Origin of the sequence: Streptomyces sp. A012304, assembly GCF_026008495.1 — a bacterium.
GTDB lineage: Bacteria > Actinomycetota > Actinomycetes > Streptomycetales > Streptomycetaceae > Streptomyces.
The window spans coordinates 236,357-257,491 of record NZ_BQUN01000228.1; the positions used below are offsets into that span (position 1 = coordinate 236,357).

At 72.1% G+C, this 21,135-nt stretch carries 19 protein-coding genes; 17 read left to right on the plus strand and 2 right to left on the minus strand.

Annotated elements, in window-relative coordinates; translation table 11 throughout:
* Positions 1–2: 2 nt before the first annotated feature.
* Positions 3–596: an isopentenyl-diphosphate Delta-isomerase gene (idi, locus tag ALMP_RS44005; protein WP_264937697.1), complete on the minus strand. Its 594-nt coding sequence runs from the start codon at positions 594–596 to the stop codon at positions 3–5.
* Between the two features lie 184 nt (positions 597–780).
* A complete protein-coding gene (locus ALMP_RS44010; protein WP_264937698.1) occupies positions 781–1,722 on the minus strand; it encodes a cation diffusion facilitator family transporter in 942 nt (313 codons plus the stop codon).
* Positions 1,723–2,193: 471 nt separating this feature from the next.
* On the opposite strand from ALMP_RS44010, the gene ALMP_RS44015 reads away from it, so the two are divergent.
* The 17 genes from ALMP_RS44015 to dxs all read left to right on the plus strand — a co-directional run.
* Complete coding sequence (locus ALMP_RS44015) at positions 2,194–4,032, plus strand: CDP-alcohol phosphatidyltransferase family protein (RefSeq protein WP_264937699.1); 1,839 nt, start codon at positions 2,194–2,196, stop codon at positions 4,030–4,032.
* Positions 4,029–4,781: a phosphocholine cytidylyltransferase family protein gene (locus tag ALMP_RS44020; RefSeq protein WP_264937700.1), complete on the plus strand. Its 753-nt coding sequence runs from the start codon at positions 4,029–4,031 to the stop codon at positions 4,779–4,781. Before ALMP_RS44015 ends, ALMP_RS44020 begins: the two co-directional genes overlap by 4 nt.
* The gene (locus ALMP_RS44025; protein WP_264937701.1) at positions 4,769–5,830 is read left to right on the plus strand and encodes an iron-containing alcohol dehydrogenase family protein; all 1,062 of its coding nucleotides are present in this window, start codon (positions 4,769–4,771) and stop codon (positions 5,828–5,830) included. The genes ALMP_RS44020 and ALMP_RS44025 overlap by 13 nt, the downstream gene beginning before the upstream one ends.
* The gene (locus ALMP_RS44030; RefSeq protein ID WP_264937702.1) at positions 5,808–6,587 is read left to right on the plus strand and encodes a CDP-alcohol phosphatidyltransferase family protein; all 780 of its coding nucleotides are present in this window, start codon (positions 5,808–5,810) and stop codon (positions 6,585–6,587) included. Before ALMP_RS44025 ends, ALMP_RS44030 begins: the two co-directional genes overlap by 23 nt.
* On the plus strand, positions 6,584–7,468 hold the full coding sequence (locus ALMP_RS44035; RefSeq protein ID WP_264937703.1) for a glycosyltransferase family 2 protein: 885 nt from the start codon (positions 6,584–6,586) through the stop codon (positions 7,466–7,468). The genes ALMP_RS44030 and ALMP_RS44035 overlap by 4 nt, the downstream gene beginning before the upstream one ends.
* A 97-nt stretch (positions 7,469–7,565) precedes the next feature.
* Positions 7,566–8,495 (plus strand): ABC transporter permease, encoded by a 930-nt coding sequence (locus ALMP_RS44040; protein WP_264937704.1) that lies wholly within the window; start codon positions 7,566–7,568, stop codon positions 8,493–8,495.
* Positions 8,488–9,267, plus strand: coding sequence for an ABC transporter ATP-binding protein (locus ALMP_RS44045; RefSeq protein ID WP_264937705.1), 780 nt, complete (start codon positions 8,488–8,490; stop codon positions 9,265–9,267). The genes ALMP_RS44040 and ALMP_RS44045 overlap by 8 nt, the downstream gene beginning before the upstream one ends.
* A 361-nt stretch (positions 9,268–9,628) precedes the next feature.
* Positions 9,629–10,531 (plus strand): squalene synthase HpnC, encoded by a 903-nt coding sequence (hpnC, locus tag ALMP_RS44050; RefSeq protein WP_264937706.1) that lies wholly within the window; start codon positions 9,629–9,631, stop codon positions 10,529–10,531.
* Positions 10,528–11,478 (plus strand): presqualene diphosphate synthase HpnD, encoded by a 951-nt coding sequence (hpnD, locus tag ALMP_RS44055; protein WP_264937707.1) that lies wholly within the window; start codon positions 10,528–10,530, stop codon positions 11,476–11,478. The genes hpnC and hpnD overlap by 4 nt, the downstream gene beginning before the upstream one ends.
* Positions 11,478–11,630, plus strand: a complete 153-nt coding sequence (locus ALMP_RS44605) for a DUF6380 family protein (protein ID WP_375803632.1) — start codon at positions 11,478–11,480, stop codon at positions 11,628–11,630. The genes hpnD and ALMP_RS44605 overlap by 1 nt, the downstream gene beginning before the upstream one ends.
* Positions 11,627–13,039, plus strand: coding sequence for a hydroxysqualene dehydroxylase HpnE (gene hpnE / locus ALMP_RS44060; protein ID WP_264937708.1), 1,413 nt, complete (start codon positions 11,627–11,629; stop codon positions 13,037–13,039). The genes ALMP_RS44605 and hpnE overlap by 4 nt, the downstream gene beginning before the upstream one ends.
* Before the next feature lie 74 nt (positions 13,040–13,113).
* On the plus strand, positions 13,114–14,175 hold the full coding sequence (locus ALMP_RS44065; RefSeq protein ID WP_264937725.1) for a polyprenyl synthetase family protein: 1,062 nt from the start codon (positions 13,114–13,116) through the stop codon (positions 14,173–14,175).
* A 120-nt stretch (positions 14,176–14,295) separates the two neighbouring features.
* Positions 14,296–16,302, plus strand: a complete 2,007-nt coding sequence (gene shc, locus ALMP_RS44070; protein ID WP_264937709.1) for a squalene--hopene cyclase — start codon at positions 14,296–14,298, stop codon at positions 16,300–16,302.
* On the plus strand, positions 16,302–16,943 hold the full coding sequence (locus ALMP_RS44075) for a 1-hydroxy-2-methyl-2-butenyl 4-diphosphate reductase (RefSeq protein WP_264937710.1): 642 nt from the start codon (positions 16,302–16,304) through the stop codon (positions 16,941–16,943). Before shc ends, ALMP_RS44075 begins: the two co-directional genes overlap by 1 nt.
* Positions 16,944–16,948: 5 nt before the next feature.
* Entirely contained in the window at positions 16,949–17,971 is a 1,023-nt protein-coding gene (hpnH, locus tag ALMP_RS44080; RefSeq protein WP_264937711.1) for an adenosyl-hopene transferase HpnH, read from the plus strand.
* A gap of 4 nt (positions 17,972–17,975) precedes the next feature.
* Positions 17,976–19,133 carry a flavodoxin-dependent (E)-4-hydroxy-3-methylbut-2-enyl-diphosphate synthase gene (gene ispG / locus ALMP_RS44085; RefSeq protein ID WP_264937712.1) on the plus strand — a complete coding sequence of 386 codons (1,158 nt, stop codon included), beginning with the start codon at positions 17,976–17,978 and terminating at the stop codon, positions 19,131–19,133.
* Positions 19,134–19,161: 28 nt separating this feature from the next.
* The coding region (dxs, locus tag ALMP_RS44090) for a 1-deoxy-D-xylulose-5-phosphate synthase (protein WP_264937713.1) at positions 19,162–21,135 on the plus strand (1,974 nt) is incomplete at its 3' end.

Here is a 21,135-nt window from a genome sequence, read left to right on the forward strand (position 1 = left end):
GGCTACCAGCCGGCCGACGGCCCCGTCAGCTCGCGTACCGCCGGGCGGGCCGCGTCCAGGACGGTCATGAACCAGGAGGAGAACGTGTCGCTCGCGTGCCGCTCCGCCAGCTCGGCCGGGGTCACGAAGGCGGTGTCGCCCACCTCACCCGCGTTCGGCCGCGGCGGGGACTGCACCAGCCCGACGAACAGGTGGTTGTACTCCTGCTCCACCAGCCCCGAGGCCGGGTCCGGGTGGTTGTAGCGGACCGTGCCCGCCTCGGCGAGCAGCGACGGGGACACGCCCAGCTCCTCGAAGGTGCGCCGCGCGGCGGCGGCGAAGGGCGCCTCACCGGGGTAGGGGTGACCGCAGCAGGTGTTAGACCACACGCCGGGGGAGTGGTACTTGTCCAGCGCCCGCCGCTGGAGCAGCAGCCGCCCCCGCTCGTCGAAGAGGAACACGGAGAACGCGCGGTGCAGCAGCCCCGGTGGCTGATGGGCGGCGAGCTTCTCCTCGGTGCCGATGGTCACACCGTTCTCGTCGACCAGTTCCAGCAAGATCGCGTCCGCGGTGCCGTCCGACGAACTGTGCGTCGCGGTGGCAGGTGTGATCGGCATACCCATCCTTAGCATCGGTCCTCGCCTCCTCAGTCTGCCGCACACGCCCGGCGCTTCCGGCGCTTCCCCCAACGTCTGCATGTCCCGTGCACGGCGACCGACCCCCGGCCGTGATCTTGCCCGGGGCGGCGCGCGCGGAACCATACGGAACGATTGTGCGAATTGTGGAGGATGGGCGGGCCGCTCAGTGGCAGAGCCGCGCCTCGTGCTCCGCGTGCCCGCCGGGCTCCAGCTGGAAGGTGCAGTGCCCCACGTCGAAATGGTCGCCCAGGCAGCCCTGGAGCTCGTGCAGCATCTTCTCGTGACCGATCGCGTCCAGCACGTCCGAGCGCACCACCACGTGCGCCGACAGCACCGGCATCCCGGAGGTGATCGTCCACGCGTGCAGGTCGTGCACGTCCTCCACGCCGTCGAGGTCGAGGATGTGGGCCCGCACCTCCGCCATGTCGACGTCCCTCGGCGCCGACTCCAGCAGCACGTCCAGCGTCTCGCGCAGCAGCTTCAGCGTCCGCGGCACGATCATCAGGCCGATGACGAGCGAGGCGACCGGGTCGGCGGCCTGCCAGCCGGTGGCCAGGATCACCGCCGCCGAGATCAGCACCGCGACCGACCCCAGAGCGTCGGCGGCCACCTCCAGGAACGCGCCGCGCACGTTCAGGCTCTCCGCCTGGCCGCGCATCAGCAGCGTGAGCGAGATCATGTTCGCGACCAGGCCGACCGCGCCGAACACGAGCATCAGCCCGCCGTCGGTGGGCGCCGGCGTCAGGAACCGCTGGACCGCCTCGTACAGGACATAGCCGCCCACCCCGAGCAGCAGCAGGCAGTTGGCCAGGGCGGCCAGGATCTCGGCACGGGCGTAACCGAAGGTCCGGTGGGTGCTCGCGGGACGGTTGGCGAAGTGGATGGCGAGCAGCGCCATGCCGAGGCCCACCGCGTCCGTCGCCATGTGCGCCGCGTCCGCGATCAGGGCGAGGGAGTCGGCGAGCACCCCTCCGACGATCTGCACCACCATCACGGTGAGCGTGATCGACAGCGCGACGCGCAGCCGCCCCCGGTAGGCCGCCGCGGCCGTACCGGTGGTCGGCGCGTGCGTGTGCGCATGGCCGTGGTCGTGCCCAGCCCCCATGGGATGCAGCCTCCTGTGATCGGTCCGGCTCCTCAGTGAACTACGGGTGGGGGGTATCCGGCAACGCGACGCTGAACACCGTTGTCATGTGCTCTGACCTGCGTAAACGAAGTGCAGGTCAGGGCGCCCTCACCTGCTTCGCGGAGCTGGGTGAGCGCCCGGTTCCGGCGATCGTCACGCAGGGCGCGGCCGGACCCGCGGCAGGTGCCCGCCGCGCGTGATGTCCCGGATGTCGGCTCTGGGGGGCGCGGTTTGTGGCCGGGGCCGCCGATCACCGATGATGATCTCGGCAAAGGCCGGTGCGAGCCGTGCCGTCAGACCGTCTCGTCCGACCTCAACGGCCGGTGAACACGGCCTTCCCGGCATCCGATAGCCTCTGCCGACATGCCGCCCGCCTGGTGCCGCCAAGGGGCGCCCCCACCATGCAGATGACCGACGTGGACGCGTCGGGACCCAGGGAGTGAGTTCGGTTTGCCGACCGCCATCCTCACCGGTCAGCCGGTCCCCGGATCGTCGATCGAGGGCGACCTGCGGTCCCTCGGCTTCGACGTCCGCAGCGCCGCCGACGCCGCCGACGCGGAGACACTCCTCGCGGCTGTCCCGGCCGACCAGCGGGTGGCCGTCGTCGACACCCGCTTCGTCGGCCATGTGCACGCGCTGCGCCTCGGCCTCACCGACCCCCGCTTCCCGCTCGCCGCGATCCCCGGCGCCGTCACCGCGCAGCCGGCCGGCCGCCAGGCCCTGACCCGCGCCATGGCCCGGGAGAACTCCGCGAGCGGCGGCACCGCGCCCAGCGCGGGCAGCGTCGACAGCCTCGCCGGCCTCGACAGCCTCGCCGACCGGATCGTCACCGCCCTCGACGCCGACGGCGCGGACGTCCACCGACCCGAGCTCGGCAGCCTGGTCGCCGCCGTCCCCGCCGACCCGCAGGCCCGCAACGAGGCACGGCAGGCCGTCTCCGCCGTCGACGACGAGGCCGTACGCCTGAAGTCGGCCGTGAAAGCCCGCGACGGCTTCTTCACCACCTTCTTCATCAGCCCGTACTCCCGCTACATCGCCCGCTGGTGCGCGCGTCGCGGCCTGACCCCCAACCAGGTCACCACCGCCTCGCTGATCACCGCCCTGATCGCGGCCGGCTGCGCGGCCACCGGCACCCGCGGCGGGTTCGTCGCCGCCGGTGTCCTGCTGATCGTCTCCTTCGTCCTGGACTGCACCGACGGCCAGCTCGCCCGCTACTCCCTCCAGTACTCCACCCTCGGCGCCTGGCTGGACGCCACCTTCGACCGGGCCAAGGAGTACGCCTACTACGCCGGCCTCGCACTGGGAGCGGCGCGCGGCGGCGACGACGTGTGGGCGCTGGCCCTCGCCGCGATGGTCCTGCAGACCTGCCGGCACGTCGTGGACTTCTCCTTCAACGAGGCGCACGTCGTAGGCACTGACGCCACCGCCAACACCAGCCCCACCGCCGCCCTCTCCGACAAGCTGGACGGCGTCGGCTGGACCGTGTGGGTGCGCCGGATGATCGTGCTGCCCATCGGTGAACGCTGGGCCATGATCGCCGTCCTGACCGCGGTCACCACCCCTCGTATCACCTTCTACGCGCTGCTGATCGGCTGCGCCTTCGCCGCCCTGTACACCACGGCCGGCCGTGTGCTGCGCTCGGTCACCCGCAAGGCACAGCGCACCGACCGGGCGGCCAAGGCACTGGCCGACCTCGCGGACAACGGCCCCCTGGCCGCACTGCTCGCGCGGTTCCTGCCGCCCGGTGTCCGCGTCCCGGCGCCCCTGGCCGCCGGCGTGGGGAGCCTGCTGCTGGTCCTCGCGGCCTGGCTCGACGGGCCGGGGCCGTCGGTCGTGATCGCCGCCGCCGTGTACGTCCTGCTGTCCGCCGACGCCCTCGTCCGCCCGCTCAAGGGCGCCCTGGACTGGCTGGTCCCCCCGCTGTTCCGCGCCGCCGAATACCTCACCGTCCTGCTCCTCGCGGCCGAGGCCGACGCGGACGGGGCGCTCCCCGCGGCGTTCGGGCTCGTCGCCGCGGTCGCCTACCATCACTACGACACGGTGTACCGCATCCGCGGTGACGCCGGAGCGCCGCCGGCCTGGCTGGTGCGCGTGGTCGGGGGGCAGGAGGGGCGGACCCTGCTGGTCGCCGTTCTGGCGGCGCTGCTGACCGCGGAGCAGTTCACGCTCGCCCTCACGGCGCTCGCGGTGGCCGTCGCCCTCGTGGTGCTCGCCGAGAGCATCCGCTTCTGGGTGGCCTCCCACTTGGGGGGCGCGCCCGCCGTACACGACGAAGGAGAACCCGCATGATCGGCCTCGTGCTGGCGGCCGGCGCCGGCCGGCGTCTGCGCCCCTACACCGACAGCCTGCCGAAGGCGCTGGTGCCGGTGGGGCCCGCGGGCACGGAGGGCGAGCCGACGGTTCTGGACCTGACGCTCGGCAACTTCGCCGAGATCGGCCTGACCGAGGTCGCGATCATCGTCGGCTACCGCAAGGAGGCCGTCTACGCGCGCAAGGCGGCCCTCGAGGAGAAGTACGGCCTGAAGCTCACCCTCATCGACAACGACAAGGCCGAGGAGTGGAACAACGCCTACTCCCTGTGGTGCGGCCGTGACGCCCTCAAGGACGGCGTGATCCTCGCCAACGGCGACACCGTCCACCCGGTCTCCGTCGAGAAGACGCTGCTCGCCGCCCGTGGCGACGGCAAGCGGATCATCCTCGCCCTCGACACGGTGAAGCAGCTCGCCGACGAGGAGATGAAGGTCGTCGTCGACCCCGGGAAGGGCATGACGAAGATCACCAAGCTGATGGACCCGGCCGAGGCCACCGGTGAGTACATCGGTGTCACCCTCATCGAGGGCGACGCCGCTCCCGAGCTGGCCGACGCGCTGAAGACGGTGTGGGAGACCGACCCGCAGCAGTTCTACGAGCACGGCTACCAGGAGCTGGTCAACCGCGGCTTCCGTATCGACGTGGCGCCGATCGGCGACGTCAAGTGGGTCGAGATCGACAACCACGACGATCTCGCCCGTGGACGGGAGATCGCGTGCCAGTACTGACCCGGCTGATCCCCTCGCCGGTCGTCGTGGACATCCGCCCGGGTGCCCTCGACGACCTCGCGTACGTCCTCGCGGACGAGCGCATCTCGCACTCCGGCAAGCTCGCCGTCGCCGTCAGCAACGGCTCCGGCGCCCGGCTGCGCGACCGGCTCGCCCCGCTGATGCCCGGCGCCACCTGGTACGAGGTCGGCGGCGGCACCCTCGACGACGCGGTCCGGCTGGCCGGCGAGATCAAGGCCGGCCACTACGACGCCCTCGTCGGGCTCGGCGGCGGGAAGATCATCGACTGTGCCAAGTTCGCCGCGGCACGCGTCGGCCTGCCCCTGGTCGCCGTCCCGACGAACCTCGCCCACGACGGCCTGTGCTCGCCGGTCGCCACCCTCGACAACGACGCGGGCCGCGGCTCCTACGGCGTGCCGAACCCGATCGCGGTCGTCATCGACCTCGACGTGATCCGCGAGGCCCCGGTGCGCTTCGTGCGGGCCGGCATCGGCGACGCCGTCTCCAACATCTCCGCCATCGCGGACTGGGAGCTGGCCCACCGCGTCAAGGGCGAGAAGATCGACGGCCTGGCCGCCGCGATCGCCCGGCAGGCGGGCGAGGCGGTCCTGCGGCACCCGGGCGGCGTCGCGGACACCGACTTCCTACAGGTCCTCGCCGAGGCGCTGGTCCTCAGCGGCATCGCCATGTCGGTATCCGGCGACTCCCGGCCCTCCTCCGGCGCCTGCCACGAGATCAACCACGCCTTCGACCTGCTCTTCCCCAAACGCGCCGCCGCCCACGGCGAGCAGTGCGGACTGGGCGCGGCCTTCGCGATGTACCTGCGCGGGGCCCACGGGGAGTCGGTCGGCATGGCCGCGGTACTGCGCCGGCACGGGCTGCCGGTGCTGCCGGGAGAGATCGGCTTCACGGCGGACGAGTTCGTCCGGGCCGTGGAGTTCGCCCCCCAGACCCGGCCCGGCCGCTACACGATCCTCGAACACCTCGACCTCACGACCGAACAGATCAAGGACATCTACGCCGACTATGTCAAGGCCATCGGTAGCTGAACTCAGACCGGTCGTCCACCCCCCGGGGGTGAAGGACCGGCGCAGCGGTGAGCACTGGGCGGGACGCCTCTACATGCGCGAGGTGTCCCTGCGGGTGGACCGCTACCTGGTGAACACCAGGATCACGCCCAACCAGCTCACGTACCTGATGACCGTCTGCGGCGTCCTCGCGGCCCCCGCCCTGCTGGTGCCGGGCGTCACGGGCGCCGTGCTCGGCGTGCTGATGGTCCAGCTCTATCTGCTGCTGGACTGCGTGGACGGCGAGATCGCGCGCTGGAAGAAGCAGTACTCGCTGGGCGGGGTCTACCTGGACCGCGTCGGCGCCTACCTGACCGACGCCGCCGTCCTGGTCGGCCTCGGCCTGCGCGCCGCCGACCTGTGGGGCACCGGCCGGATCGACTGGCTGTGGGCGTTCCTCGGCACCCTGGCCGCGCTCGGCGCGATCCTGATCAAGGCCGAGACCGACCTCGTCGGTGTCGCCCGCCACCAGGGCGGACTGCCGCCGGTGCAGGAGGCGGCGTCCGAGCCGCGCTCCTCCGGCATGGCGCTGGCCCGCAGGGCGGCCGCCGCGCTCAAGTTCCACCGGCTGATCCTCGGCATCGAGGCGTCCCTGCTGATCCTGCTCCTCGCGATCGTCGACGCGACCCGGGGCGACCTCTTCTTCACCCGCCTCGGCACCGCCGTACTCGCCGGCATCGCGCTGCTGCAGACGCTGCTGCACCTGGTGTCCATCCTCGTCTCGAGCAGGCTGCGGTGAGCGCGCCGCTGAAGGTCGGCGCGGTGATCATCACCATGGGCAACCGCCCCGACGAGCTGAGAGCCCTGATCGACTCGGTCGCCAAGCAGGAGGGCGACCCGGTCGAGGTGGTTGTGGTCGGCAACGGCTCCCCGGTCCCGGACGTCCCCGACGGCGTGCGCACCGTCGAACTGCCCGAGAACCTCGGCATCCCCGGCGGCCGCAACGTCGGCATCGAGGCCTTCGGCCCCAGCGGCCGGGACGTCGACGTCCTGCTCTTCCTCGACGACGACGGCCTGCTCGCCCAGCACGACACCGCCGAGCTGTGCCGGCGGGCCTTCACCGACGACCCCCGGCTCGGCATCATCAGCTTCCGCATCGCCGACCCGGACACCGGCGTCACCCAGCGCCGCCACGTGCCCCGGCTGCGGGCCTCGGACCCGATGCGCTCCTCCCGGGTCACCACCTTCCTCGGCGGCGCCAACGCCGTGCGTACGCAGGTCTTCGCGGAAGTCGGTGGACTTCCGGACGAATTCTTCTACGCACACGAGGAAACCGACCTGGCATGGCGGGCCCTCGACGCGGGCTGGATGATCGACTACCGGTCCGACATGGTGCTGTACCACCCGACGACCGCGCCCTCGCGGCACGCGGTCTACCACCGCATGGTCGCCCGCAACCGCGTCTGGCTGGCCCGCCGCAACCTCCCCGCGCCCCTCGTCCCGGTCTATCTCGGCGTCTGGCTGCTGCTCACGCTGGTACGCCGCCCCTCCCGGCCCGCGCTCAAGGCGTGGTTCGGAGGCTTCCGGGAAGGGTGGGCCACACCGTGCGGACCGCGCAGGCCCATGAAGTGGCGTACCGTGTGGCGGCTGACCCGACTGGGCCGGCCCCCCGTCATCTGACAAGCTCGTCCCCGAGGGCCCCGGAGACTCCCGCGGCCCCCCGGCTCATGCCAGACCCCTGAAGGCTGTGCATCCCGAAGACGAAAGTTTCCTACTGGTGAGTGAGACAACGCATGACGGCGGAGTCGCGGTGAGCGCGCCTCCGTCGCCCGACGAGGGCCTCACGGCGGCACAGCTGGCCGCCAAGTACGGGCTGGCCGTGAGCGGCGCCCGGCCCCCGCTGCGGGAGTACGTCCGCCAGCTCTGGGGCAGGCGCCACTTCATCCTGGCCTTCTCCTCGGCGAAGCTGACCGCGCAGTACAGCCAGGCCAAGCTGGGCCAGCTGTGGCAGGTGGCGACCCCGCTGCTGAACGCGGCCGTGTACTTCGCGATCTTCGGCCTGATCCTCGACGCGGGCCGCGGGATGGACAAGGACGTGTACATCCCGTTCCTGGTCACGGGCGTCTTCGTCTTCACCTTCACGCAGAGCTCCGTGATGAGCGGCGTCCGCGCGATCTCCGGCAACCTCGGCCTGGTGCGCGCCCTGCACTTCCCGCGGGCCTCGCTGCCGATCTCCTTCGCCCTCCAGCAGCTCCAGCAGCTGATGTACTCGATGATCGTGCTGTTCGCCGTGGCCATCGGCTTCGGCAGCTACCCGGACGCCTCCTGGGCGCTGATCGTCCCGGTGCTGGTGCTGCAGTTCCTGTTCAACTCGGGCCTGGCGCTGGTCTTCGCCCGGGCCGGCGCGAAGACCCCGGACCTCGCCCAGCTGATGCCGTTCGTGATGCGCACCTGGATGTACGCCTCCGGCGTGATGTTCTCCATCCCGGTCTTCCTCGCGGACAAGCCGCAGTGGATCGCCAACGTCCTCCAGTGGAACCCGGCCGCCATCTACATGGACCTGATGCGCTTCGCCCTGATCGACAAGTACGGCTCCGAGAACCTCCCCGACCATGTCTGGGCGGTCGCATGCGGCTGGGCCCTGCTGTTCGCGGTCGGCGGCTTCGTGTACTTCTGGAAGGCGGAGGAGAGGTACGGCCGTGGCTGACGACAAGCCTGGGGCGCGCGTCCCCACCGTCATCGCGGACGAGGTCCACATCGTCTACCGCGTCAACGGCGCCAAGACCGGCAAGGGCAGCGCCACCTCCGCCCTGAGCCGCATCGTCAAGCGCGGCAACGAGCGCGGTGTGCGCAAGGTGCACGCGGTGCGTGGTGTCTCCTTCGTCGCCTACCGGGGCGAGGCCATCGGCCTCATCGGCTCCAACGGCTCGGGCAAGTCCACCCTGCTGCGCGCCATCGCCGGTCTGCTGCCTCCCGAGAAGGGCAAGGTCTACACCGACGGCCAGCCCTCGCTGCTCGGAGTGAACGCCGCCCTGATGAACGACCTGACCGGCGAGCGCAACGTCATCCTCGGCGGGCTCGCCATGGGCATGTCCCGCGAGCAGATCAGGGAGCGCTACCAGCAGATCGTCGACTTCTCCGGCATCAACGAGAAGGGCGACTTCATCACCCTGCCGATGCGCACCTACTCCTCCGGCATGCAGGCCCGGCTGCGTTTCTCCATCGCCGCCGCCAAGGACCATGACGTGCTCATGATCGACGAGGCCCTGGCCACCGGCGACCGCAAGTTCCAGGTGCGCTCCGAACAGCGCATCCGGGAGCTGCGCAAGGAGGCCGGCACGGTGTTCCTGGTCAGCCACAGCAACAAGTCGATCCGGGACACCTGCGACCGCGTCCTGTGGCTGGAGCGCGGCGAGCTGCGCCTGGACGGCCCGACCGACGAGGTCCTCAGGGAGTACGAGAAGTTCACGGCCAAGTAGCCCGCTTCGCCCAGGGCCCCGCCGGAGAACCGCCCGGCGGGGCCCTGCGTCTGCAAAAGATGCGTCAACTCCGGTCGCGCGCAGGAAGCTTGGCGCCCATCGGTGTGTTGTTGTGACCTGTGGGACACCCCCGCGAACCTCGCTGCGTTGTACAACGTAAGCTGTACCGGTCCCGAATCGCGTCAAGTGGGGCGATAATGCGCGACCCCCTCAGGCGGGACCGGCGTGCGGGCGGCTGGGCGGCGTGTCCGAAATAGTGCGTCTTGGGTTGGCAGTGTAGAACGGGAGATGTGACGGCAATGGCTACGGAAACTCCCCAGCTCAACGCAGCACGTGCCGTCCCTGCCCCGGGCGGCCGACGGTGACCGCGCCGACCGTACCGCGCACCGGCGACCCCGAGCGCGCCACCCTCGACAAGGCCGCGGCCGAGAACTTCCCCGTGGCCCCCTTCTTCCTGCCCCGCGCCTGGCGCGAGGACCTCATGGCGGTCTACGGCTTCGCCCGGCTCGTCGACGACATCGGCGACGGCGACCTCGCCCCCGGCGGCGCCGACGCCCGTCTGCTCGGCGTGTCCGCCACCGACGCCGAGGACCGGCTCACCCTGCTGGACGCCTTCGAGGCCGACCTGCGCCGGGTCTTCGACGGCACGCCCCGCCACCCCCTGCTGCGCCGGCTCCAGCCGACCGTCCACCGCCGCTCGCTCACCCCCGAGCCCTTCCTCGGCCTGATCGCGGCCAACCGCCAGGACCAGCTCGTCACCCGCTACCGGACCTACGACGACCTGCTCGCGTACTGCGAGCTGTCCGCCAACCCCGTGGGCCGGCTCGTCCTCGCCGTCACCGGCACCGCGACCCCCGAGCGGATCCGCCGCTCCGACGCGATCTGCACCGCGTTGCAGATCATCGAGCACCTCCAGGACGTGGTCGAGGACCTCAGCCGCGACCGCGTCTATCTGCCCGCCGCCGACATGGAGCGCTTCCACGTCCGGGAGGCGGACCTCGCCGCGCCCACCGGGGGCGCGTCGGTGCGCGCCCTGGTCGCCTACGAGGCGCAACGCGCCCGCGACCTCCTGGATGAAGGCACCCCCCTGGTGGGTAGCGTCCACGGCAGGCTGAGGCTGCTGCTCGCGGGATTCGTGGCGGGGGGAAGGGCGGCGGTCCACGCGATCGCCGCCGCCCGGTACGACGTCCTTCCCGGCCCGCCCAGGCCCGGCAAGCTCCGGTTGCTGCGCGAGGTGGGCGTGATCCTGCGAGGAGAGGGGTGATCCGGGCCGTGGACTCTTCGCCGCACGTGTCCGCGCCGGTACTCGCCGCCTACAGCTACTGCGAGGCCGTCACCGGACAGCAGGCCCGCAACTTCGCGTACGGCATCCGTCTGCTGCCCACGCCCAAGCGGCGCGCGATGTCGGCCCTGTACGCCTTCTCGCGCCGGGTCGACGACATCGGCGACGGCGCGCTCGACGGCGACGTCAAGGCCGCCCGGCTCGAGGAGACCCGGGCGCTGCTCGCGCGCGTGCGCGCGGGCGAGGTCGAGGAGGACGACACCGACCCCGTCGCCGTCGCCCTCGCGCACGCCGCGCGGAACTTCCCGATCCCGCTGGGCGGCCTCGACGAGCTGATCGACGGCGTCCTGATGGACGTCCGCGGCGAGACCTACGAGACCTGGGACGAACTGAAGGCGTACTGCCGCTGTGTCGCGGGCGCCATCGGACGGCTCTCGCTCGGCGTGTTCGGCACCGAACCGGGGGCGCGCGGCGCCGAGCGCGCCCCGGAGTACGCCGACACCCTCGGGCTCGCCCTCCAGCTGACCAACATCCTGCGTGACGTGCGTGAGGACGCCGCGGGCGGGCGCGTCTACCTGCCCGCCGACGACCTCGCCAAGTTCGGCTGCTCGGCCGGGTTCGACGGGCCGCGGCCACCGGAGGGCTCCGACTTCGTGGGCCTGGTCCACTTCGAGGTGCGCCGGGCCCGCACCCTGTTCGCCGAGGGCTACCGGCTGCTGCCCATGCTCGACCGGCGCAGCGGCGCCTGCGTCGCGGCGATGGCCGGCATCTACCGCCGTCTCCTGGACCGCATCGAACGCGACCCCGAGGCCGTGCTGCGCGGCCGGGTCTCGCTGCCCGGCCGGGAGAAGGCGTACGTCGCCGTGCGCGGCCTGTCCGGCCTGGACACCCGGCACGTCAGCCGGCTGACCGTGCGGAGGCAGGTCTGATGGAGACCCGGGGCGAGACGGTGGACCAAGGTGACGACACCGGCGCAAAGCGGCACGCAACCCTCCGGGGCGGCGCGGCGTCCCTGACTGCGACGGCCCGCCGTGCACAGTGCACACGTCACGGTGGGCACGCAGGGGAGGGAGCACGATGAGCGACGAGCCGCTCTCGCACGCCCAGGGAGGACCCGGACGGCACGTCGTCGTGGTCGGCGGCGGGCTCGCCGGAGTCACCGCCGCCCTCGCGCTCGCCGACGCGGGCGTGCGCGTCACCCTGCTCGAAGGCCGTCCCCGGCTGGGCGGCCTGGCCTTCTCCTTCCGGCGCGACGGCCTCACCGTCGACAACGGACAGCACGTCTACCTGCGCTGCTGCACCGCCTACCGCTGGTTCCTCGACCGGATCGAGGGCGCCACGCTGGCACCACTGCAGGACCGTCTCGACGTGCCCGTCGTCGACGTCGCCAAGCCCGAGGGACGGCGGCTCGGCAGACTGCGGCGCGACGCGCTGCCCGTCCCCCTCCACCTGGGGCGCAGCCTCGCCACCTATCCGCATCTCTCGCTCGCCGAACGCGCCGGGGTGGGCCGGGCCGCGCTCGCGCTCAAGGGGCTCGACCTCGCCGATCCGGGCCTGGACGCGCAGGACTTCGGCAGCTGGCTGACCGCGCACGGCCAGTCGCCGCGGGCCGTCGAGGCCCTGTGGGACCTGGTCGGGGTCGCCACCCTCAACGCCGTCGCGGGCGACGCCTCCCTGGGGCTCGCCGCGATGGTCTTCAAGACCGGTCTGCTGTCCGACCCGGGCGCCGCCGACATCGGCTGGGCGCGGGTCCCGCTCGGCGAACTGCACGACCGGCTGGCCCGCGAGGCGCTCGACTCGGCAGGCGTGCGCACCGAGCTGCGTACCCGCGTCACCTCCCTCTCCACGGGGGCCGACGGCGGCTGGACCGTCCGCCTTCCCGACGGGACGCTGACCGCCGACGCGGTCGTCCTCGCCGTACCGCAGCGCGAGGCGCACGGCCTGCTGCCCGAGGGGGCCCTGGACGCGCCCGAGCGGCTGCTGGAGATCGGCACCGCCCCGATCCTCAACGTGCACGTCGTCTACGACCGCAAGGTCCTCGACGTGCCCTTCCTCGCCGCGCTCGGCACCCCGGTGCAGTGGGTCTTCGACCGCACCGAGGCCTCCGGGCTGCGCACCGGCCAGTACCTCGCGTTGTCGCAGTCGGCCGCGCGGGACGAGATCGACCGGCCCGTGGCCGACCTGCGCGAGCGCTACCTGCCCGAACTGCGGCGGCTGCTGCCGGGCACGCGCGGCGCGCGGGTGAAGGACTTCTTCGTGACCCGGGAGCGCACCGCGACGTTCGCTCCCGCCCCCGGCGTCGGGCGTCTGCGGCCCGGCGCCCGCACCAAGGCACCCGGCCTGTACCTGGCCGGAGCGTGGACCGCCACCGGGTGGCCCGCGACCATGGAGAGTGCGGTCCGCAGCGGTGTGAGCGCGGCGGACGCCGCGCTCGGCGCCCTCGGCCGGCCCCGCCCCCGCCGCCTCTTCGCCTTCGAGGAGGCGGCCTGATGATCGGTCAGCACGGCTCGGCACATCCCCGCACCCCCTCCGGTACCGCAACAAGAGGAGAAACTGTGCCCACTGTGCCCCCGGCCTCGCCCGCCGCCCGGCCCGCGGTGGACGTGACCGCGTTGCTGGAGCGCGGCCGGACCCTGGCCACGCCGGTGCTGCGGGCGGCCGTCGACCGCCTGGCACCCCCCATGGACACGGTCGCCGCCTACCACTTCGGCTGGATCGACGCCCAGGGCAACCCGACCGACGGCGACGGCGGCAAGGCCGTGCGCCCCGCGCTCGCGGTGCTCTCCGCGGAGGTCACCGGCGCCGCGCCCGAGGTCGGCGTCCCCGGCGCGGTCGCCGTCGAGCTGGTCCACAACTTCTCGCTCCTGCACGACGACCTGATGGACGGCGACGAGCAGCGCCGCCACCGCGACACCGTGTGGAAGGTGCACGGACCCGCCCAGGCCATCCTGGTCGGTGACGCCCTGTTCGCCCTGGCCAACGAGGTCCTGCTGGAGCTCGGCACCGTCGAGGCCGGCCGCGCCACCCGCCGGCTGACCACCGCCTCCCGCGCCCTGATCGACGGCCAGGCGCAGGACATCTCCTACGAGCACCGCGACCGGGTCAGCGTCGAGGAGTGCCTGGAGATGGAGGGCAACAAGACCGGCGCCCTGCTGGCCTGCGCCAGCTCCATCGGCGCCGTGCTCGGCGGCGCGGACGAGCGCACCGCCGACACCCTGGAGAGGTACGGCTACCACCTCGGCCTGGCCTTCCAGGCCGTCGACGACCTGCTCGGCATCTGGGGCGACCCGGTCTCCACCGGCAAGCAGACCTGGAGCGACCTGCGCCAGCGCAAGAAGTCCCTGCCGGTCGTCGCCGCGCTCGCGGCCGGCGGCCCCGCCTCCGAGCAACTCGGCGAGATGCTCGCCGCCGACGCCAAGAGCAGCGACTTCGAGAACTTCTCCGAGGAGGAGTTCGCGGCCCGCGCCGCCCTCATCGAGGAGGCGGGCGGCCGTGAGTGGACCGCCGAGGAGGCACGCCGTCAGCACACCATCGCCATCGAAGCGCTGAACGCCGTTGACATGCCCGCCCCGGTGCGGGACCGGTTCGCGGCGCTCGCCGACTTCGTCGTCGTACGAAAGAGATGATCACTATCGGTCGAATAGCCCTCGCGTAGTCGCCGGCCGGTGCCCGCGAGAAGAGACGCACCGGCCGACGGCGGACCCACAGCAGACGCAACGAGATGCACACTGCACGAAGGGGAAGCCATGACAGCGACGACCGACGGAAGCACCGGGGCCCTGCCGCCCCGCGCTGCCTCGGCCAGCGAAACCGACATCGACACCCCCGTGGCGGCCGGGGCACGACAGGCCGCCGAGCACGCGGTACGGCGCGCCACCGACTTCCTGCTGGCCCGGCAGGACGCCGAGGGCTGGTGGAAGGGCGACCTCGAGACGAACGTCACGATGGACGCCGAGGACCTGCTGCTCCGCCAGTTCCTGGGCATCCGCGACGAGCCGACGACCCGGGCCGCCGCCCTCTTCATCAGAGGCGAGCAGCGCGAGGACGGCACCTGGGCCACCTTCCACGGCGGCCCCGGTGAACTCTCCACCACCATCGAGGCGTACGTCGCCCTGAGGCTCGCCGGTGACGCGCCCGACGCGCCGCACATGGCGAAGGCCTCCGCCTGGATCCGAGAGCGGGGCGGCATCGCCGCCTCCCGGGTCTTCACCCGGATCTGGCTGGCCCTGTTCGGCTGGTGGAAGTGGGAGGACCTGCCCGAGCTCCCCCCGGAACTCCTGTACTTCCCCAAGTGGTTTCCGCTCAGCATCTACAGCTTCGGCTGCTGGGCCCGGCAGACGATCGTCCCGCTCACCGTCGTCTCCGCGAAGCGGCCGGTGCGTCCCGCGCCGTTCCCGCTCGACGAGCTGCACACCGACCCCGCCCGGCCCAACCCGCCGCAGCCCCTCGCGCCGGTGACCACGTGGGACGGCGTGTTCCAGCGCCTGGACAAGGTCGTACGCGGCTACCGCTCGGTCGCGGTGCGCAGACTGCGTGCGGCCGCCATGAACTCCGCCGCGCGCTGGATCGTCGAGCGACAGGAGAACGACGGCTGCTGGGGCGGCATCCAGCCGCCGGCCGTGTACTCCGTCATCGCCCTGCACCTGCTGGGCTACGACCTCGAGCACCCGGTGATGCGGGCGGGCCTTGAGTCCCTCGACCGGTACGCGGTGTGGCGCGAGGACGGGGCCCGGATGATCGAGGCCTGCCAGTCGCCGGTGTGGGACACCTGCCTGGCCACGATCGCGCTGGCCGACGCCGGGGTGCCCGCCGACCACCCCCAACTGGTCAGGGCGGCCGACTGGATGCTCGGCGAGCAGATCGTGCGGCCCGGCGACTGGTCCGTACGCCGTCCCCATCTCCCGCCCGGCGGCTGGGCGTTCGAGTTCCACAACGACAACTACCCCGACATCGACGACACCGCCGAGGTGGTCCTCGCGCTGCGCCGGGTCGCCCACCCCGACCCCGAGCGGGTGGAGAAGGCCATCGGGCGCGGGGTGCGCTGGAACCTCGGCATGCAGTCGCGCAACGGGGCCTGGGGTGCCTTCGACGTCGACAACACCAGCCCGTTCCCCGACCGGCTGCCGTTCTGCGACTTCGGGGAGGTCATCGACCCGCCGTCCGCGGACGTCACCGCGCACGTCGTGGAGATGCTCGCCGTCGAGGGCCTCGCGCACGACCCGCGCACCCGGCGCGGCATCGAGTGGCTGCTGGCCGAACAGGAACCGGACGGCTCGTGGTTCGGACGCTGGGGCGTCAACTACGTCTACGGCACCGGATCCGTGCTGCCCGCCCTGGCCGCCGCCGGGATCCCCGCCTCCCACCCGGCGATCCGGCGGGCGGTGGCCTGGCTGGAGCGGGTGCAGAACGACGACGGCGGCTGGGGCGAGGACCTGCGCTCCTACCACGACCCCGGCCGGTGGAGCGGCCGGGGCGCCTCGACCGCCTCGCAGACGGCCTGGGCGCTGATGGCCCTGCTGGCGGCCGGGGAGAAGGAGTCGAAGGCCGTCGAGCGGGGTGTCGCCTGGCTGGCGCGGACCCAGCGGGAGGACGGCTCCTGGGACGAGCCGCACTTCACCGGCACCGGCTTCCCCTGGGACTTCTCCATCAACTACCACCTCTACCGGCAGGTGTTCCCGCTCACCGCCCTCGGCCGGTACCTGCACGGAGAGCCGTTCGCCGACCGGGCTCCCGCCGGGGCCGGGGCCGGCTGATGGGCGTCCAGCCCGCCCCCGCCCCGCTGCTGATCGCCTGCGCGCTCGGCATCGAGCACCTCGCCCTGCGCCTGGGCGACCGCGGCGGGGCCGGCGGGCCGGTCACCTTCCTGCGCACCGGCATGGGACCGAAGGCGGCCGAGCGTTCCCTCGGCCGGGCGCTGGCCGATCCGGCGCTCGGCGGGTCCGCCGTGCTCGCGACCGGCTTCTGCGCCGGGCTCGCCCCCGGTATGCACCCCGGCGACCTGGTCGTCGCCGAGGAGACCCGCGACCCGCGCGGCGCCGTGGCGTGCGTCGACACCGAACTGCTCGTCAAGGAACTCGTGCGCATCCTGCCCGGGCGCACCGTCCACACCGGGCCGCTCACCGGCTCCGACCACGTCGTGCGCGGCCCGGAGCGGTCCGAGCTGCGCGCGACGGGTGCGATCGCCGTCGACATGGAGTCGGCCGCCACGCTCCTGAGCGCCGTGCGCGCGGCACCGCGCCCGGTTGCGGCCGTCCGGGTGGTCGTGGACGCTCCTGAACATGAACTCGTCCGGATCGGCACGGTGCGCGGTGGAATATCGGCTTTCCGCGTCCTTCGTTCCGTCCTTCCTGCATTCTTCGAATGGCACCGCAATGTACTGCTCCCCCGGAGGTGAGCGAGATGGCCATGCCGCTGCGCCAGTCCATCAAGGTCGCTACATACTTGGCTGAACAGAAGCTCCGCAAGCGGGACAAGTTCCCGCTCATCGTCGAGCTGGAACCCCTCTTCGCCTGCAACCTCAAGTGCGAGGGCTGCGGCAAGATCCAGCACCCGGCGGGAGTGCTCAAGCAGCGCATGCCGGTCGCCCAGGCGGTGGGGGCGGTGCTCGAATCCGGTGCGCCCATGGTGTCGATCGCGGGCGGCGAACCGCTGATGCACCCGCAGATCGACGAGATCGTGCGCCAGTTGGTGGCAAAGCGGAAGTACGTCTTCCTCTGCACCAACGCCATGCTGCTGCGCAAGAAGATGGACAGGTTCCGGCCCTCTCCGTACTTCGCGTTCGCCGTGCACATCGACGGGCTGCGCGAACGGCACGACGAGTCGGTGGCGAAGGAAGGCGTGTTCGACGAGGCCGTGGAGGCGATCAAGGAGGCCAAGCGGCGCGGCTTCCGGGTCACCACCAACTCGACCTTCTTCAACACCGACACCCCGCAGACCGTCGTCGAGGTGCTCGACTTCCTCAACGACGACCTCCAGGTCGACGAGATGATGATCTCGCCCGCCTACGCCTACGAGAAGGCCCCCGACCAGGAGCACTTCCTCGGCGTGGAGCAGACCCGCGAGCTGTTCAAGAAGGCCTTCGCCGGCGGCAACCGGCGCCGCTGGCGCCTCAACCACTCACCGCTCTTCCTGGACTTCCTCGAGGGCAAGGTCGACTTCCCGTGCACCGCGTGGGCGATCCCGAACTACTCGCTCTTCGGCTGGCAGCGCCCCTGCTACCTGATGAGCGACGGCTACGTGCCGACGTACCGGGAACTCATCGAGGACACCGACTGGGACAAGTACGGCCGCGGCAAGGACCCGCGCTGCGCCAACTGCATGGCGCACTGCGGCTACGAGCCGACCGCCGTCCTGGCCACCATGGGCTCGCTGAAGGAGTCGCTGCGCGCCATGCGCGAGACGGTCTCCGGGAACCGGGAGTGAGCCCATGACCGCCGTCTCCCTGGGCGCTCCCGAGGTCCCCCCGCGGCCGATCGCCGAGCGGCGCGCGTCACGGCGCGTCCAGGTCGGGTCGGTCGCGGTCGGGGGCGGGGCCCCGGTGTCGGTGCAGTCGATGACCACGACCCGTACGTCGGACGTCGGCGCCACCCTCCAGCAGATCGCGGAACTCACCGCGTCCGGCTGTCAGATCGTCCGGGTCGCCTGCCCCACGCAGGACGACGCGGACGCCCTCGCGACCATCGCCCGCAAGTCGCAGATCCCGGTGATCGCGGACATCCATTTCCAGCCCAAGTACGTGTTCGCGGCGATCGAGGCGGGCTGTGCGGCCGTCCGCGTCAACCCCGGCAACATCAAGCAGTTCGACGACAAGGTGAAGGAGATCGCGCGGGCCGCGAAGGACCACGGCACCCCGATCCGGATCGGGGTCAACGCCGGGTCGCTGGACCGGCGGCTGCTGAAGAAGTACGGCAGGGCGACGCCCGAGGCGCTCGTGGAGAGCGCGCTGTGGGAGGCGTCGCTGTTCGAGGAGCACGGCTTCCAGGACATCAAGATCTCCGTCAAGCACAACGACCCGGTCGTGATGGTCGAGGCCTACCGGCAGCTCGCCGCCCAGTGCGACTACCCGCTGCACCTCGGGGTGACCGAGGCCGGGCCGGCGTTCCAGGGCACGATCAAGTCGGCGGTGGCCTTCGGCGCGCTGCTGTCCCAGGGCATCGGCGACACCATCCGGGTGTCTCTGTCGGCGCCTCCGGCCGAGGAGGTCAAGGTCGGCATCCAGATCCTCCAGGCCCTGGGCCTGAGGCAGCGGCGGCTGGAGATCGTCTCCTGCCCCTCCTGCGGCCGCGCCCAGGTCGACGTCTACAAGCTGGCCGACGAGGTGACGGCCGGACTGGAGGGCATGGAGGTGCCGTTGCGCGTCGCGGTCATGGGGTGCGTGGTCAACGGCCCCGGCGAGGCGCGGGAGGCGGACCTGGGAGTCGCCTCCGGCAACGGCAAGGGGCAGATCTTCGTGAAGGGCGAGGTCGTCAAGACCGTGCCCGAGTCGAAGATCGTCGAGACCTTGATCGAGGAGGCGATGAAGATCGCCGAGCAGATGGAGCAGGACGGCGTCGCGGCGGGGGAGCCGGCCGTCACCGTGAGTTGAGCAGCACGGACCGAGAGGGGGCCCGAGCGTGACGATCCTGGAGAGCATCCGGCAACCACGCGACCTGAAGGCGCTGTCCGAGGCGGAGATCGGTGAACTGTCCGAAGAGATCAGAGAGTTCCTGGTGCACGCGGTCGCCCGCACCGGCGGACACCTCGGACCCAACCTGGGCGTGGTGGAACTGACCATCGCGCTCCACCGGGTCTTCGAGTCGCCGGCCGACCGCATCCTGTGGGACACCGGCCACCAGAGCTATGTGCACAAGCTCCTGACCGGGCGTCAGGACTTCTCCAAGCTGCGCGGGAAGGGCGGGCTGTCCGGCTACCCGTCCCGGGAGGAGTCCGAGCACGACGTCATCGAGAACAGCCACGCCTCCACCGCGCTCGGCTGGGCCGACGGGCTCGCCAAGGCCCGTCAGGTGCAGGGCGGGCAGGGCCATGTCGTCGCGGTCATCGGCGACGGCGCCCTGACCGGCGGCATGGCCTGGGAGGCGCTGAACAACATCGCCGCCGCCAAGGACCGGCCACTGATCATCGTCGTCAACGACAACGAGCGGTCCTACGCGCCGACCATCGGCGGCCTCGCCGACCACCTCGCGACCCTGCGCACCACCGACGGCTACGAGAAGGCCCTGGCCTGGGGCAAGGAGGTGCTGCTGCGCACACCCGTCGTCGGGAACACCCTGTACGAGTCGCTGCACGGCGCGAAGAAGGGCTTCAAGGACGCGTTCGCCCCACAGGGCATGTTCGAGGACCTCGGCCTGAAGTACGTCGGCCCGATCGACGGCCACGACGTCGGGGCCGTGGAGTCGGCGCTGCGCCGGGCCAAACGCTTCCACGGGCCGGTGCTGGTGCACTGCCTCACGGAGAAGGGCCGCGGTTACGAACCGGCCCTCGCGCACGAGGAGGACCACTTCCACACCGTGGGGGTGATGGACCCGCTGACCTGCGCGCCGCTCGCACCCGCCGGCGCGCCGTCCTGGACGTCCGTGTTCGGCGACGAGATCGTCCGGATCGGTGAGGAGCGCGACGACGTCGTGGCGATCACCGCGGCCATGCTGCACCCGGTGGGACTCGGCAGGTTCGCCGAGCGCTTCCCGGACCGGGTGTGGGACGTCGGCATCGCCGAGCAGCACGCGGCGGTGAGCGCGGCCGGGCTGGCCACCGGGGGCCTGCATCCCGTCGTCGCCGTCTACGCCACCTTCCTCAACCGCGCCTTCGACCAGCTGCTGATGGACGTGGCCCTGCACCGCTGCGGGGTGACGTTCGTGCTCGACCGGGCCGGCGTCACCGGCGTCGACGGCGCCTCGCACAACGGCATGTGGGACCTGTCGGTCCTCCAGGTCGTCCCGGGGCTGCGGATCGCCGCCCCGCGCGACGCCGGCCAGCTGCGGGCCCAGCTGCGGGAGGCGGTCGCGGTCGACGACGCGCCCACCCTGATCCGCTTCCCGAAGGAGTCGGTGGGTCCGGACATACCAGCGGTCGGCCGCGTCGGCGGCATGGACGTCCTGCACCGCGGCGACCGGCCGCAGGTGCTGCTGGTGGCCGTCGGCGTGATGGCGCCGGTGTGCCTCCAGGCCGCCGAGCTGCTCCAGGCGCGGGGCGTCGACTGCACGGTGGTGGACCCCCGCTGGGTCAAGCCGGTCGATCCTGCCCTGCCCGGGCTCGCCGCCGGGCACCGCCTCGTGGCCGTCGTCGAGGACAACAGCCGCGCGGCGGGCGTCGGTTCGGCGGTGGCGCTGGCCCTCGGTGACGCCGATGTGGACGTGCCCGTACGGCGGTTCGGCATCCCCGAGCAGTTCCTCGCGCACGCCAAACGCGCCGAGGTCCTCGCCGACATCGGCCTCACGCCCGTCGAGATCGCCGGACGGATCAGCGCGAGCCTGGCCGTCACGGACGAGCGGTCGGGGGGTGTCGACGCGGCCGGGGTGTCCGCGGCCGTGGGGTCGGGGGCCGGGGGCGCGGCCGGGGTGTCCGCGGACGTGGGGTCGGGGGCCGGGGGC